A 13,694-nucleotide genomic window follows, 5' to 3' on the forward strand; every position below is an offset into this window, starting at 1 on the left:
TCGCCTGCTATTCGTGAGTGGGGAGCTGTTGTTGCAACCAATCTAAAACTGCCAGCCGCAATGCTGAGGCCAAATTGGTTTGGTCTCGCGATTGATCAATTTGCGCAATGAAGTCGGCCAAAGACAGACCTTGTTCTTTAGCCATTTTTTGAATGTAGGACCAAAACTCAGGCTCAAGGGCAACGCTGGTGCGGTGCCCTGCAATGGTGATGGACCGTTTTTTCATTGAAGGATTGCTCACGGCTTTTTGCGGAAGGAATCGAGGCTGACGACGTTTTCGCCTTCTTCCTCATCGCCCTTTTCTTCGCCAGCATCTTCGTCGCTGTCCATGGACTCCAACTTGTCGCCATTGTCGGCGGCCAGTTGCGAAGCAGGCAAATCTTCAAGGTCTTCTTGGCTTTCGCCATTCTCGTCGGTCACGTCGAATTGCAAGCCGAATTGCACGGATGGATCGAAGAAGCCTTTGATTGCTGAATAGGGCACCACGAGAATTTCGGGTTGACCATCGAACGACAAACCGACCTCAAATCCAGTGTCACTGGTTTTCAAGTCCCAATATTGGTTTTGCAGCACGATTGTCATTTCGTTCTTATATTGATCCAGCAGTCGCTGCGAAATGCGCACGCCGGGTGCTGTTGTTACAAATGAAATGAAGAAGTGGTGTTCGCCCGGCAAGCCCGTCTTGGCCACTTCATTCAGCACTTTGCGCACAACGCCGCGCAATGCTTCTTGAGCCAAAATATCGTACCGGATGAGGTCTTCTGCCATTTGGGCGCACCTTTTTGCTGTCGAGAATCTCTAGAGCTGCATAACAGACTTAATTTGCCATGAAATGCAAGGGGATGAAACCGTCCGTTTAGAAATAATTGAGGGGAGTATAAAATGCAGGCTTCTGTTGCCAGGTGCCTGCGGACCCCGCCTAGTCCTTGCTAGAGGAAAAGGGCTTTAATTCGAGGTGTCGAACCGCATTACGCAGCTAGACGTGCCTCAGCGATGTTGTCATTTGCAACTATCATAATGGTCCGATACGGTGGTACCATGCCGAGCGAAAGACAACCCTTTACACCCTCGTCGATCCTATTTCGCCCCCATGTTTCAGCGTTCTAGCGGCCACATAAGCCTTGCTGAAGAATTTGGTGGAGGCGCCGGGTACCGCCCCCGAGTCCGAATGGTTTATTACGATTTCTATTTATCGCCATAGCTGTTGCCAGCACCCTCTATATAGTTACTTTTTTTGCGATTGCAAAGGGGTGGAAGGTGGTAAACAGACTTTACACTTCTGTTAAGCTGTGGAAATGTTTTGCATGCAGATTCCGATTATTCAGGCGGGGGGCTTGGATTTGCGGCAACTGGTTCAAGAGAGGAACGACCTATGAGCAATCACCTAGAAGAAATCCAAAAATATGATGCGGGCGCGGATGCAGCCATCGTGGACAATATGGCGAAAACCTATCGTTTGGTTTTGTCGAAACGTGACAGTGCTTATGTGGCTGTTTCTGATCCAGATGAACTGAAAACTGTGCGTGAAAACTTCTTGAAAAAGAAATTGGGCCTAACAGACAGCGACGACAAACTTGATGCGATCATCGCTGAAGTCGCGACTGAAATGAAAGCAGATCGCATGAAAGAACGCCTCACATTCTATTATTTGTGCGCAAAAAAAGCGGGCAAGCTTTCTGTCTTTTCATAAGGCAACCGATACAGCAGTTATTTTTCGAGCGGCGCCTTACAAGGCGCCGTTTTTGATTATGAGGATTTAATCAGTTTGAGCGACGCGAGCTGCGAGCTTAGGACTTAGCTCAACACTTATTTGCGTTGTCGCAGGGCGCCACAAAGATTTCTGGCGCCATATCAATCACCTTTGGCAGCGGTTCAATCCCCGGGACAAGGGATTGAGGATTTTCGACTGGTATTTGTGGTGTTGGCCATTTTCTTTCTAAGGCTTTTTCATAGTCGCGAATATAATTTTCCAGTTTGCGCTCTTGGGCTTTTTGCCTTTCGACCGCGTCAATAACCGCTTTGGCATCTTGCTGACCGTAGACGCGTTCAATTATGCCGGTGTCAATAAAGTCACGAGTCATATTATCAACGTCTAGTAGTTTTTCTTTTGCGTATTTGACATGTTCATGAAGCTTTTTGAGTTCACGAATAGCCGCAAGCTTATCCGCAGAGTTGATGGCTTTTCCCGCCATTCGAATTTCAAAATCAACGGAACCTGAATAGTCGTAAAGATTTTCTATCGGGTCAGAGATTGGCCGCCAGCCTGGGAATTCGCCGGGTTTCGACGAGGTTGGCAGACTGAGTTTGTTCAGGCGTTCCGACAATCTGTACGCTTGTTCCAACGTTTCGGTTTTAACTCGACCTGGCTTTAATTCTAAAGCCGTTTTGGTGAGTGCTTTTCGTTCTGACTGAAGTTTTCGGTAAAGCTTGTCATATTCTTTTTCTACCGCAGCTGGGTCCATGGAGTGCTTGTCGGGGTTCTTCCGCCTTTGGTGCAGGGCTTCCAATTGTTCAATCGGAATATAGGAAACATCTTTTCGAACATCATGAACCGGCTCGCCTAAGTCTTCATTTTCTTTTTTGAGTACAGGGGGGGGGAGGTTTCTGTTGTCCGATTTTTTAGGCGCGGATTTGCTCGGTTTAGTCTCAGTTTTATTTTGTGCGAAAATGAGTGTGGGCGGTGGGGTTGCTTTTTCGGCAACAAGCCCCAGCGCGCTCTCGGTGGCGAGCATGGGAACCACGCCCGGCTGCTCATTTGCGGTAACCTCAGAAATGGTAACCACAGCAAAAAGTGCGACGATTGTCGGCAAACGCGGCATGAGACACTCCGTTTTCTGCCATCAATCATAGCAAAGCTAGATTGCGCGCACAATTGAGTGCATGTGATCACTGTCTCTCGCCTTTTTGTGATTGGTACGTGAAATGGACTGCTTCTAATGTCGGACCATCAGATTTGTATTCATTGAAGGGAATTGGACAGATGGATCGTCGGCAAGTTTTAGGTTTGGCATTGGCTGGAGCGAGTTTTTTCGCGGTTTGTCCGGCGATGGCACAGTCATCAACAGCAAAAATCTTTACGGGACTTGTGCCCGGCACAGCTGTGGGTGGGTATGACAGTGTGGCCTATTTCACACAAGGCGAAGCCGTGAAGGGTGATCCGAATATTACGTTGGACTATGAGGGGGCGACGTGGCGCTTCTCGAGTGCTGCCAATAAAGATATGTTTGCCGCCAATCCCGAAAAATATGCGCCACAATATGGTGGACATTGTGCTTTTGCAGCTGCGAAGGGCTATTTGGCGAAGGGTGACCCCGAAGTTTGGCACATTGAGAATGGCAAACTTTATTTGAATTTTGACCGCAATGTTCAAACCATGTGGTTCCAAGATATTCCGGGCTTTATCGAAGCGGCGAATGCGAGATGGCCGAAATTGAGCCAGTAAGGCTGGGTAAAAGCGCCGATTTCGGCGTACATAGGCGAGAGAATCGCCTATATTTGCCACCATGCAAGCTTATTTAGACTTATTGACTCATGTGATGGAAAATGGCGTGGACCGGGACGACCGTACGGGCACCGGTACACGCGGCGTGTTTGGCTATCAAATGCGGTTTGACCTTGAGAAAGGTTTTCCGCTGATCACCACGAAAAAACTGCATTTGCGCTCGATTATTCATGAGCTTTTGTGGTTTTTGATGGGCGAAACCAACATCAAATATCTGCAAGACAATAAAGTCCGCATTTGGGATGAATGGGCTGACGAAAATGGCGATTTAGGGCCAGTTTATGGGTCGCAGTGGCGGTCTTGGCCTGCGCCGAATGGCGAAAGCATCGACCAGATCACCAATCTGATTGAAGGCATTAAAAACAATCCCAATTCCCGTCGGCATATTGTGACAGCATGGAATCCGGCGGAAGTGGACAATATGGCGTTGCCGCCTTGTCACTGCTTGTTTCAGTTTTTCGTCGCGGATGGCAAATTGTCTTGCCAGCTTTATCAGCGCTCCGCGGACATTTTTTTGGGCGTGCCATTCAACATTGCGTCCTATTCATTGTTGACGCACATGGTGGCGCAAGTGACCGGCCTGAAGGTTGGCGAATTTGTGCATTCATTTGGCGATGCGCACATTTACCACAACCATTTTGATCAAGTGCGTTTGCAGCTGACGCGCGCACCGCGGCCTTTGCCGAAATTGCTGATCAATGAAGAGCGCACGTCGATTTTTGACTTTGCCTTCGAAGATTTTGACTTTGAAGGATATGATCCGCATCCAACGATTAAGGCGCCCATCGCGGTATGAGTGAGCATACGCTTAAGCAGCTTGCGGAAAAGATTGCCAAAGTATCAGACACTTATGCGCAAAGGTGCAACATTGCGCGCGATGATGATTGGTATTTGCTCAAAATTGGTGAAGAATTGGGTGAGCTAAACGCAGAATATTTGCGTATGACAAATAGAGGGCGCTTTGATGCCACGCGCACGCCAGAGAATGTGCGGGAGGCATTGGAGGATGAAGTTGCCGATGTTTGTGCGCAGCTCTTATTGTTTGCTCAGCATAATGGGATCGATGTAGAGCGCGCATTGGTACGAAAATGGTTTAAATATTTACCGCAGGAAGAGCGATAATGACCACAAAGAACAAGGTGAAAATCTCTCTGATTGCCGCAGTGCCGAAAAATCATATTATCGGCGCGGATGGTGATATGCCTTGGTATCTGCCATCTGATTTTAAGTTTTTCAAAGCGACCACCATGGGGAAACCTATGGTGATGGGGCGCAAACAATTTGAAACCGTTGGTCGCCCTTTGCCGGGCCGCACCAATATTGTGGTGACGCGACGTGAGGGCTATCAGCCAGACGGTGTTTTGGTGATTAATGATCTGGATGCGGCAATTGATCACGCCAGGGAAATCGCGCTGTCCGATAAGGTTGATGAGGTGATGATCATTGGCGGTGGGGAGATTTATCAAGCCACCATCGACAAAGCAGATCGGCTATACATCACGCATATCGATGCGTCGCCTGAGGGTGATACGGTTTTTCCAAAAATTGATCAAAGCTGGGTTGAGATAGATCGCCCGGCCTTTGAGCCACACGAACGGGATACGCAAAGCTATTATATCGCGACATATGAGCGCCAAAACTAATTTGGTGCGGCGATTGATTGAAAGCTTTAGGTTTCCTATATAGTTGACACATATCTATGCAAACTGAAGGGTAACAAATGCCTTGGAATGAAAACAATAGTGGCGGACCGTGGGGGCAAGGCCCTAGCGGCGGTTCGGGCGGCAGCGGTGGCGGCGGTCCACGCCGACCGAATGGTCCGAACATTGAAGACCTGTTTAAACAAAGCCGTGAACAATTTAAAGGCGGCTTGCCTGGCGGCCGGTGGGGCATTGTCGGCGTTTTGGCGCTCGTGCTCGCATTTTGGCTCTATCAAAGCATTTATCAGGTTGATGCGCAGGAAGTTGGCGTGGAGCTATTGTTTGGTCAGCCCAAGCAGGAATTCTCGCAATCTGGCCTGCATTTCCATTTTTGGCCAATCGAGACAGTTGAAATCGTGACAACAACGCAGAACCAAACCCGAATTGGTTCAGTGAGCAATTCACGTTCAAACCAAATGTCTGAAGGCTTGATGCTGACAGGTGACCAAAACATCGTTGATGTTGGCTTCTCTGTTTTGTGGCGGATTTCTAATCCATCAGACTATTTGTTCAATGTTGCTGATCCAGACGGCGTGATGCGTCGTGCGGCAGAAAGCGCGATGCGTGAAGTGGTTGGTCGTCGTCCAGCTCAAGACGTGTTCCGTGATGACCGTGCAGGTATCGCTGTGGAAGTAGAGCAAATTACGCAAGAAATCCTCGATTCATATGGCGCTGGTATCAATATCAACGGCGTATCTATCGAAGACGCAGCACCGCCAACCGATGTGGCTGATGCCTTTGACGAAGTGCAGCGTGCTGAGCAAGATGAAGATCGTTTCCAAGAGGAAGCACGGCAATATTCAAACACGCGCTTGGGTCAAGCTCGTGGTGAAGCCGCGCAATTGCGCGAGGAAGCTGCCGCTTATAAGGACCGCGTTGTGAAGCAAGCAGAGGGTGAGGCAGCGCGCTTCCTGTCTGTTTATGAAGAATATGCCAAGGCGCCCGAGGTGACCCGTAAGCGGTTGTTCCTTGAAACAATGGAAAGTGTTCTTTCACAATCAGATAAAGTGATTTTGGAGGGCGGTTCTGGCGTTGTGCCGTATTTGCCGTTGCCTGAAATCCAAAATCGTAACAACTCGAATACGGGGAGATAATCATGGGTAATCGTGCAATTATTTCTATCGTCGTCGTTATCGTTGCGATCTATTTGTTCTTCTCATCGATCTTTGTGATCAATGAACGTCAGCAAGCTATCGTTTTGCGGTTTGGTGAAATTACACGCGTGGTGCAAGAGCCGGGCCTGAATTTCAAGCTGCCAACCGACATTATTGAAACTGTACAAATCATCGAAGACCGCAAGTTGCGCTATGAATTGGAAGATATTCGTGTGCAGGTTTCTGGCGGTAAGTTCTATGAAGTTGATGCGTTCATCATCTATCAAATTGTAGATGCGCAGAAATTCCGTGAAGCGGTGTTTGGTTCAATTTCTACTGCTGAACAGCGTATTGATACGCGACTAGAATCCGCATTGCGTCGGGTTTATGGTTTGCGTCGTTTTGAGGACGCATTGTCTGAAGAGCGCACATCAATGATGCGTGAAGCTGCTGCGTTGATCCGTACTGAAACGGAAGAAATCGGCATTGAGGTTGTTGATGTGCGGATCACCCGTACAGATTTGACCACTGAAGTTTCGCAACAAACTTTTGACCGGATGAAGGCTGAACGTTTGGCGGAAGCTGCTCGTTTGCGGGCACGTGGTCAAGAGTTGGCGCAAACATTGCGTGCGCAAGCGGATCGTCAAGCGGTTGAGATCGTAGCGACCGCCCAGCGTGACGCAGACATTTTGCGCGGTGAAGGTGAAGGTGAGCGAAACCGGATCTTTGCTGAGGCTTTCACAAGAGATGCGGAGTTCTTTGAATTCTATCGTTCAATGGAATCCTATCGCAACGCGCTTCAAAATAGCGGCACAACAATGGTGTTGAGCCCAGATTCTGAATTCTTCCAATATTTCAGCTCTGACAGTGTTGGTGAATTTAAGAATGTGGAAACACCAGGCGCACCACAGCAATCCGCGCCTGCACCATCTAGTGTACCAACAGAAAGTGAGCCTACGGGGCAGTAATGAAAGATCTTTTCATTGCCCTGGCTTTGGCAGTTTGCTTGGAAGGGCTGCTCTACGCAGCCTTTCCACAGCAAATGAAGCGAGCCATTGCACTGATGTTGGCCACACCCGAGGCACAAATTCGCGTGATCGGGCTTACAACGGCCATCATTGGCTTTATTGTGGTTTTCTGGCTGCGCGCGGCATAAATACTTTGCGGGCAGCTCAATTTTCGGCAGGGAGGGCCAAATGCGTGCACTTAAGTTGAAGCTGAGAACAGCAGCGTATCTGGCGCTTGCTGTTTTTTTTGTAGCTATCGCACCTTTGGTCGCCATGGGGCAGGGGCCGGTTTCCTTCGCGCCTTTGGTCAAAGAGCTGCAACCTGCTGTGGTCAATATTTCAACAACTCGCATGGCAACGCGGCGCGATTTAGGGTTCGAATTCCCAGAGCTGCCCGACAACTCGCCATTGCAGGATTTGTTTGAACGTTTCCAAGAGCCAGATTTTGAGCATGAGGAGCCGCAAGAGAGCCGCTCCCTCGGGTCTGGTTTTGTGATTGATGCTGAAGGCACCATTGTCACAAACTATCATGTGATTGAAGGCGCAACCGAGATTTGGGCGTCATTTGTGGATGGCGCACGTTTGCGTGCCCGCATTTTGGGTGTCGACCAAAAAACTGACATTGCGGTTTTGAAGGTCGAGACCAACCGTAATCTACCGTTCGTCCGCCTAGGCAATTCAGATGCTGCTGAAATTGGCGACTGGGTGATGGCGATTGGTAACCCGTTTGGCCTTGGTGGCTCGATTAGCGCTGGTATCGTTTCCGCGCGTAATCGTGATATTAATTCTGGTCCGTACGACAATTTCATTCAAACAGATGCGGCCATCAATCAGGGCAACTCTGGTGGCCCATTGTTTAATGTTGATGGTGAAGTGATTGGAATCAACACTGCCATTATCTCGCGCACGGGCGGTTCGCTTGGGATTGGGTTCTCCATTCCCATCAATTTGGCCAAGCCTGTTATCCGGCAGTTGATCGAGTTTGGCGAGACCCGTCGTGGTTGGCTAGGCATTGGCATCCAAGATGTGTCGGAAGATATTGCGCTGAGCCTTGGCCGTCCAAACACAAATGGCGCTTTGGTGCTTTCCGTCAATCCAGATGGACCTTCGGTCGGTACGCTGAAAGAGGGGGACCTCATCTTGAAGTTTGACGGTCGATTGATCGAGCGTATGCGTGATTTGCCGCGCTTTGTGGCAGAAACCGATGTGGGTAAGCGCGTTACGGTGGAAGTCGAGCGACGGGGTAAGGTCGAGACTTTTGAGATTGAGCTGGGCTTGTTGGCGCAAGAAAATCCGTTGGATGGTCTTGAAGAAATTCCGCTAGATCCGCCGCCAGAGGGCCTAGGCGATATGCTTGGGTTCGAGTTTGAAGATCTCGATCCCGAAAACCGAGAATCGTATGGTCTTAAGGACGATACAGATGGCGTGTTGGTGGCAATGGTTTTGCCGCAAAGCGATGCAGAAGAAAAGGGCATTCGCGCGGGACATCGTGTGGTTGAAGTCAATCAGCAGCCAATCTTTACCGCTGCTGAGCTGCGGACCCTATTAGGCACCGCCATTGAAACCGGACGCGAAGTTATTTTGCTCAAAATCGCGGACCCGGTTGGCAATCGTCGCTTCGTGGCCATTCGCTTGAACAAATAGGTTTAGCGGACGAAATCTTCTTCGGCGAAACCTTGCAAAAACAATAGGCCAGTGAGATCGGAATGGTTGAAGCGATATTTCGCTTCAGCCGCCACCACTGGCTTGGCGTGGATCGCCACGCCCATGCCTGCCGCTTTGATCATTTTAAGATCATTCGCCCCGTCGCCGACGGCCATGGTTTGGCTCAAATCCAACTCATGGGCTTTGGCGAGGCTTTGCAGTTTTTCCAATTTGGTGTCTTGCCCCACGATAGGGCGGGCCACGGTGCCGGTCAGCGTGTCATTTTCAAACTCAAGCACATTGGCCGTGGCTTCATCAAAGCCGATGCGTTTCGCGAAATAGTCGGCGAACAGCGTGAAGCCGCCGGAGACCAATGCCGTATAGGCGCCGTAAGCACGCATGGTTTGCACCAGCGCGCGGCCGCCGGCGGCATAGCTGATTTGTTCGCGCCGGACTTCCTTGATCCGATCCAGTGGCAGGCCTTTCAGCAGCTTTACCCGTTCATCCAGTGCCGCTTCGAAAGCCAGCTCGCCGCGCATGGCGCGGGCGGTGATTTCAGCGATTTCGGCTTTAATGCCCAGCGCGTCGCCCAACTCGTCAATGCATTCCTCATTGATCATGGTGCTGTCCATATCGGCGATCAAAAGTTGCTTGCGGCGCTTTTCATCGCTCACCACATTCACGTCGACTGCGGAATCGGCAAATGCGGTTTGGGCAGTTTCAAAACCATCCTTGGCTTTGAAGCCGATTAGTTCGCACCCCACGTCTTTTTGCAGCCAATTCATTTGGCCGCCAATGTCGTTTTTTACCTGCTCGATCAGATTGCCATCGAGTTCGGGGTTGGCGGGATTGGTGGAAAGCACTAAAACGGACATTTACGTTCCTGCATTTGGTTGACGAGGGTGAATATGCAACGTGCATTGTTGATAGCGGGTCCAACGGCCAGCGGCAAGACGGCATATGCCATCCAGCGTGCACGGGCCGATGACGCGTTGATCGTGAACACAGATTCAATGCAGGTATATGATGTTTTAAATGTGCTTACTGCAAGGCCGTCTGCTGAAGAACTGGCCCAAGCTGAGCATAAATTGTTCGGGCATGTGCCCCCGGCGGTTCGCTATTCAACGGGCGCGTGGCTTGATGATGTGGCGCCCCTTGTGGCCGATGCGGCACAATCTGGCCGGAACCTGATTTTTGTTGGCGGCACAGGGCTTTATTTTGATGCCTTGATAAATGGATTCGCCCAGATACCTGAAATTCCTCAAGAAGTGATTCAAGAAGTTGAAGCAGTGATTCAACCCATGGATGAGGGAGAGCGGGCCGCTTATATTGCGGATAAAGACCCGAAAATGGCGGCGCGATTGCAATCGCCTGATCCGCAGCGCGTGGCTCGTGCCATTTCTGTGATGGAGGCCACAAATCGCTCTTTAGCTGATTGGCAAGATGATGACAATGCCCCTAGCTTGATTGAAGGTTGGGACGTGGAAAAAATCGTGCTCAATCCGGAACGCGAATTGTTGCGCAACCGCATTGCCAAGCGATTTGAACTGATGATGGAGGGCGCGGCCATGGAAGAGGTGAAGGCAATTAAAGCACTTGATCTCGATCCAAGCTTGCCGGCCATGCGTGCCATTGGCGTACCTGAATTGATGGCTGTTATGGTGGGAGAAATGAGCCTTGAGGAGGCGACCGAAAAGGCCATCACGGCAACCCGGCAATATGCCAAGCGTCAGCGGACGTGGTTCCGCAATCGCATGGCAGATTGGCGCTGGGTTGATCCATTTGCTTGAGGGAGGATGAGTTATGCCCGTTTTAAGAATGAGCGGCTTGCCGCAAAAAGACCCGGCCAAAATCTCAGCTGCGTTGAAAAAAGTGTGTCTCGCGCTTGCCGATGTTTGTGGCTGTGATCCCAAACATGTGTGGGCCACATGGCAGGATATTGCGCCGGACCTTTATGTTGAAGGGGATCGGGCAGCAACTGCGCAGCCAGATCAAACACATCCGCCCATTGGGCAATTGTTTTGCTATGGTCACAGCACGCCAGACGAGATCGAGAAGCTGTTGAGTGTCGCTGCGACAACGTTGGGTGAGGCGCTTGGGTTGGACGACAATATTTTTATTACCTATCACGGTGTGCCAGCCGGCACCGTGTTTGATGGCGGGAAAGTTCAATAATACAATCTCGCCCGTACGGCTTTAGGGATTAGCGCAAGCATATGTTGGTTCACAAATTGCGGTCGATCCCGCGCCCTGCCTATATTTTTGGCTTCGCTAATTTTGTCATTGCCACGGGCGCATTCGTGTTCCCGTTTATGGCGCTGATGCTGTCGCAAAAGCTCGGTTTTTCCGCCACGGCGACAGGATTGATTGTTTATGGCGTGTTCTCCGCGCAGTTTCCCGGGCAAATGTTGGGGGGCTGGCTGACGGATAAATTTGGTCCAAAACCTGTTTATATCGCCGCACTTTCGATTGAAGCGATCATCACCTTCACGACAGGCTTTTTTGCGGAAAGCGTTGCCCTGATTGGCTTTCTGTTTTTTATCAGCTTGGCCAACGGCACCATGGTGCCCGCCATGCAGGCATGGCAGGCGGATTTTTCTACGCCCAAAAACCGCAAACTGGTTTATGCGGTCAGCTATTATGGCTGGAATGTCGGCTATGCTTTTGGCCCTGCCATTGGCGGGTTGCTGTTTGCGGATTATTTCCGCTTTATGTTTTGGGGCGATGCCACAACGACGCTTATCGCGATCGCCATTGTTGCGCTGTTTTTGCCTGCACGGTTTGATCGGTCGACGGATGAAGAAATAGAAAAAGAAAAACCAGTGGAAGGTTCTGTGTGGCGCTACTTGCTAACGCGCCCGAGTTTATTGCTTTTCACGCTTTGCATGATCGGTATAAACCTTGTTTATGGCCAAATTACTGTTGCGTTGCCGCTGCAAATGGATGCTTTTTTTGGTGATGATGGCGCCAAACTTTATGGTTGGTTGTTGATGGCCAACGGGATCGCCGTGCTGGTGTTTACGCCGATTTTGGCGCGACTAACCAACAACAACCGGACCCTGAGTAATCTGATTTTGGCTGGCATGCTTTATGCCATTGGATTTGGCTTTGTCGGCATTTCCAACCATTTTATGCTGCTGCTGATTTGCGCCACGATCTATACGGCGGGCGAAGTGCTGTCCGTCACCAACACCAATGCCCACATCGCCAATGAAAGCCCGCGCAATATGCGGGGGCGTCTGGCGGGATCGGTGGGCTTGGCAATTGGGTTCGGCTTTGGCGCAGCGCCCGCATTGAGTGGTTGGTTTATTGACCAGTTCGGCTTGTCGGTGCTGTGGCCGAGCGTAGGCGCGTTGGCGCTGATCAGTGCTCTTGGTCTTTATTTGTTGCGCAAGCGTCAGCCGGATTAATAGTCCATATCGTCCCGGTCATACAGGCCGTCTAGCGTATAGCTATTGTTGACGGGCGGGAAGGCATGGCTGTCATAATCTGGGTCGGACACTGTGCAATTGCGGTCGCACAGAAGGATGGCGCGGCCACGGTCCCAATCATTTTTCCAAATGCGTCCGCCTGGAGTTGCCACATAGCCGTCGATCTCTTCATACATATCGGCTTCCAAATCGTCAGAGGATGGCGTTTCGGAATCCGCATCAATGTGGAAGCTGCCATGGGTGTGGTACGAGGCAATCACCTCCACCATCTCGTCGCTCGGGTCGGCGCTGCAACTGTCCGCACGGCCGCGCTTTGGCTTTGTGGCAATTAGCTTACCTGCCGCATTCAGGCCGAAATAACCGCAATATTCGCGGTTTTCTGCGATCGATCTTTCTTGGATCGGCGCGAAGAAGTTCGACAAATAATTGGCAGAGAGGCTTTGTGCTGTTGCCGGGTTTGCAGATATTGCAAGCGCGGCGATGGTTATCGGCAGTTTTTTCATATCAAAGCACATTGATTTTTTGAGCGGCGGTGAGGGTGGTCAATTCCGCTGCGCTGGTGGGAAACACTGATTTTGGGTGGCCCGCGGCGGCCCAAACCTCATCGAACTGAAACAGGGTTTCATCAATATAAATATCGACTTGCCCCGTTGCGCCCAATGGTGACACGCCACCAATGGCAAAACCTGTGTGCTCGCGCACAAAGTCTGCGTCGGCGCGGCCTAGCTTTTCACCAATCAGGCGACCAGTGCGCTTTTCATGCACACGGTTGGCACCGGAGACCAACAGCAAATAGGCCTTGTCGCTTTCCGCGCCACGAAACACCAAAGATTTCACAATTTGCGCCACTTCGATGCCCAAGGCATCAGCTGCTTGCTGCGCCGTGTGGGCATTGTCGTCCAGCCGCACAATTTCGGTGGCCAGATTGTGGGCGCGGAGCACCGCGTCCACGCGCTGTTCTGATTTGCTCAATTCGGTCATTAAAACTTGATCTCGTCTTGGTGCCCAACAAATTGAATATGATGGCCCTGATTACACTCGTAAATATAATTACGCAGGGCGTTGGACTGTTCGATTTCCGTCTGAAAGTCGCCGATGATGGCGCATTTAAGTTGGTAATTCACCAGCTTTTGCGTCACTTCGCCCGCCAGCCCAGAACGGAGGTCAAAAAAGGTGGGATCTATTGCCGATTTGGGCAAGACCAAAATTGTCTTGCCCTCAAAGGCTGCGGTGCCGATATGATCCATAAAATCACCCACTTTTGCCATGGGGGGATGGTCGGCGGGCACCGCATATATTTGGTCAGATGTGTTCAC

19 protein-coding genes and 1 other RNA gene are annotated in these 13,694 nt (G+C 50.6%); 12 read left to right on the forward strand and 8 right to left on the reverse strand.

The window, feature by feature from the left end; translation table 11 throughout:
• Positions 1-7: 7 nt before the first annotated feature.
• From ACP15Y_RS09810 to ssrA, 3 genes are all read right to left on the reverse strand, one after another.
• Positions 8-226: a ribbon-helix-helix domain-containing protein gene (locus ACP15Y_RS09810; RefSeq protein WP_424982888.1), complete on the reverse strand. Its 219-nt coding sequence runs from the start codon at positions 224-226 to the stop codon at positions 8-10.
• 11 nt (positions 227-237) lie between these two features.
• A complete protein-coding gene (locus tag ACP15Y_RS09815; RefSeq protein WP_424982889.1) occupies positions 238-768 on the reverse strand; it encodes an SspB family protein in 531 nt (176 codons plus the stop codon).
• A gap of 113 nt (positions 769-881) precedes the next feature.
• Positions 882-1,251: a transfer-messenger RNA gene (gene ssrA / locus ACP15Y_RS09820) on the reverse strand.
• Between the two features lie 121 nt (positions 1,252-1,372).
• On the opposite strand from ssrA, the gene ACP15Y_RS09825 reads away from it, so the two are divergent.
• Positions 1,373-1,690, forward strand: a complete 318-nt coding sequence (locus ACP15Y_RS09825) for a DUF2853 family protein (protein WP_424982890.1) — start codon at positions 1,373-1,375, stop codon at positions 1,688-1,690.
• 109 nt (positions 1,691-1,799) lie between these two features.
• Here ACP15Y_RS09825 and ACP15Y_RS09830 read toward each other — a convergent pair whose 3' ends face one another.
• Positions 1,800-2,819, reverse strand: a complete 1,020-nt coding sequence (locus ACP15Y_RS09830; protein WP_424982891.1) for a hypothetical protein — start codon at positions 2,817-2,819, stop codon at positions 1,800-1,802.
• A gap of 161 nt (positions 2,820-2,980) precedes the next feature.
• Between ACP15Y_RS09830 and ACP15Y_RS09835 the strand changes: the two genes are divergently transcribed.
• The 8 genes from ACP15Y_RS09835 (at position 2,981) to ACP15Y_RS09870 (ending at position 8,947) form a co-directional block, all read left to right on the forward strand.
• Positions 2,981-3,442, forward strand: coding sequence for a YHS domain-containing (seleno)protein (locus tag ACP15Y_RS09835; protein ID WP_424982892.1), 462 nt, complete (start codon positions 2,981-2,983; stop codon positions 3,440-3,442).
• Positions 3,443-3,503: 61 nt separating this feature from the next.
• A complete protein-coding gene (locus ACP15Y_RS09840; RefSeq protein WP_424982893.1) occupies positions 3,504-4,298 on the forward strand; it encodes a thymidylate synthase in 795 nt (264 codons plus the stop codon).
• Positions 4,295-4,624: a phosphoribosyl-ATP pyrophosphohydrolase gene (locus tag ACP15Y_RS09845; RefSeq protein WP_424982894.1), complete on the forward strand. Its 330-nt coding sequence runs from the start codon at positions 4,295-4,297 to the stop codon at positions 4,622-4,624. The genes ACP15Y_RS09840 and ACP15Y_RS09845 overlap by 4 nt, the downstream gene beginning before the upstream one ends.
• Positions 4,624-5,145: a dihydrofolate reductase gene (locus tag ACP15Y_RS09850; protein WP_424982895.1), complete on the forward strand. Its 522-nt coding sequence runs from the start codon at positions 4,624-4,626 to the stop codon at positions 5,143-5,145. The genes ACP15Y_RS09845 and ACP15Y_RS09850 overlap by 1 nt, the downstream gene beginning before the upstream one ends.
• Before the next feature lie 77 nt (positions 5,146-5,222).
• Positions 5,223-6,296 carry an FtsH protease activity modulator HflK gene (gene hflK, locus ACP15Y_RS09855; RefSeq protein ID WP_424982896.1) on the forward strand — a complete coding sequence of 358 codons (1,074 nt, stop codon included), beginning with the start codon at positions 5,223-5,225 and terminating at the stop codon, positions 6,294-6,296.
• A 2-nt stretch (positions 6,297-6,298) separates the two neighbouring features.
• Entirely contained in the window at positions 6,299-7,264 is a 966-nt protein-coding gene (hflC, locus tag ACP15Y_RS09860; protein WP_424982897.1) for a protease modulator HflC, read from the forward strand.
• On the forward strand, positions 7,264-7,452 hold the full coding sequence (locus tag ACP15Y_RS09865; protein WP_424982898.1) for a DUF2065 domain-containing protein: 189 nt from the start codon (positions 7,264-7,266) through the stop codon (positions 7,450-7,452). The genes hflC and ACP15Y_RS09865 overlap by 1 nt, the downstream gene beginning before the upstream one ends.
• Positions 7,453-7,492: 40 nt before the next feature.
• Positions 7,493-8,947, forward strand: a complete 1,455-nt coding sequence (locus tag ACP15Y_RS09870; RefSeq protein ID WP_424982899.1) for a Do family serine endopeptidase — start codon at positions 7,493-7,495, stop codon at positions 8,945-8,947.
• A gap of 2 nt (positions 8,948-8,949) precedes the next feature.
• Here ACP15Y_RS09870 and serB read toward each other — a convergent pair whose 3' ends face one another.
• Complete coding sequence (gene serB, locus ACP15Y_RS09875; RefSeq protein ID WP_424982900.1) at positions 8,950-9,822, reverse strand: phosphoserine phosphatase SerB; 873 nt, start codon at positions 9,820-9,822, stop codon at positions 8,950-8,952.
• Between the two features lie 18 nt (positions 9,823-9,840).
• Here serB and miaA point away from each other — a divergent pair, with 18 nt between their 5' ends.
• Genes miaA through ACP15Y_RS09890 form a run of 3 tightly spaced genes read left to right on the forward strand, consistent with a single transcriptional unit; the run spans position 9,841 to position 12,357 of the window.
• A complete protein-coding gene (gene miaA, locus ACP15Y_RS09880) occupies positions 9,841-10,737 on the forward strand; it encodes a tRNA (adenosine(37)-N6)-dimethylallyltransferase MiaA (protein ID WP_424982901.1) in 897 nt (298 codons plus the stop codon).
• Positions 10,738-10,750: 13 nt separating this feature from the next.
• On the forward strand, positions 10,751-11,122 hold the full coding sequence (locus ACP15Y_RS09885; protein ID WP_424982902.1) for a tautomerase family protein: 372 nt from the start codon (positions 10,751-10,753) through the stop codon (positions 11,120-11,122).
• Positions 11,123-11,163: 41 nt separating this feature from the next.
• Positions 11,164-12,357 (forward strand): MDR family MFS transporter, encoded by a 1,194-nt coding sequence (locus ACP15Y_RS09890; protein ID WP_424982903.1) that lies wholly within the window; start codon positions 11,164-11,166, stop codon positions 12,355-12,357.
• On the opposite strand, the gene ACP15Y_RS09895 is transcribed toward ACP15Y_RS09890, so the two are convergent.
• The 3 genes from ACP15Y_RS09895 to ACP15Y_RS09905 are packed head-to-tail and all read right to left on the reverse strand — an operon-like array spanning position 12,354 to position 13,694.
• The gene (locus ACP15Y_RS09895) at positions 12,354-12,881 is read right to left on the reverse strand and encodes a DUF4329 domain-containing protein (RefSeq protein WP_424982904.1); all 528 of its coding nucleotides are present in this window, start codon (positions 12,879-12,881) and stop codon (positions 12,354-12,356) included. The two genes, ACP15Y_RS09890 and ACP15Y_RS09895, sit on opposite strands and share 4 nt — an antisense overlap.
• Before the next feature lies 1 nt (position 12,882).
• The gene (locus tag ACP15Y_RS09900) at positions 12,883-13,359 is read right to left on the reverse strand and encodes a YbaK/EbsC family protein (protein ID WP_133571428.1); all 477 of its coding nucleotides are present in this window, start codon (positions 13,357-13,359) and stop codon (positions 12,883-12,885) included.
• The gene (locus ACP15Y_RS09905; RefSeq protein ID WP_424982906.1) at positions 13,359-13,694 is read right to left on the reverse strand and encodes a DUF4180 domain-containing protein; all 336 of its coding nucleotides are present in this window, start codon (positions 13,692-13,694) and stop codon (positions 13,359-13,361) included. The genes ACP15Y_RS09900 and ACP15Y_RS09905 overlap by 1 nt, the downstream gene beginning before the upstream one ends.

Origin of the sequence: Maritalea sp. S77 (genome assembly GCF_049801075.1) — a bacterium.
In the GTDB taxonomy this organism is placed as follows: Bacteria; Pseudomonadota; Alphaproteobacteria; order Rhizobiales; family Devosiaceae; genus Maritalea.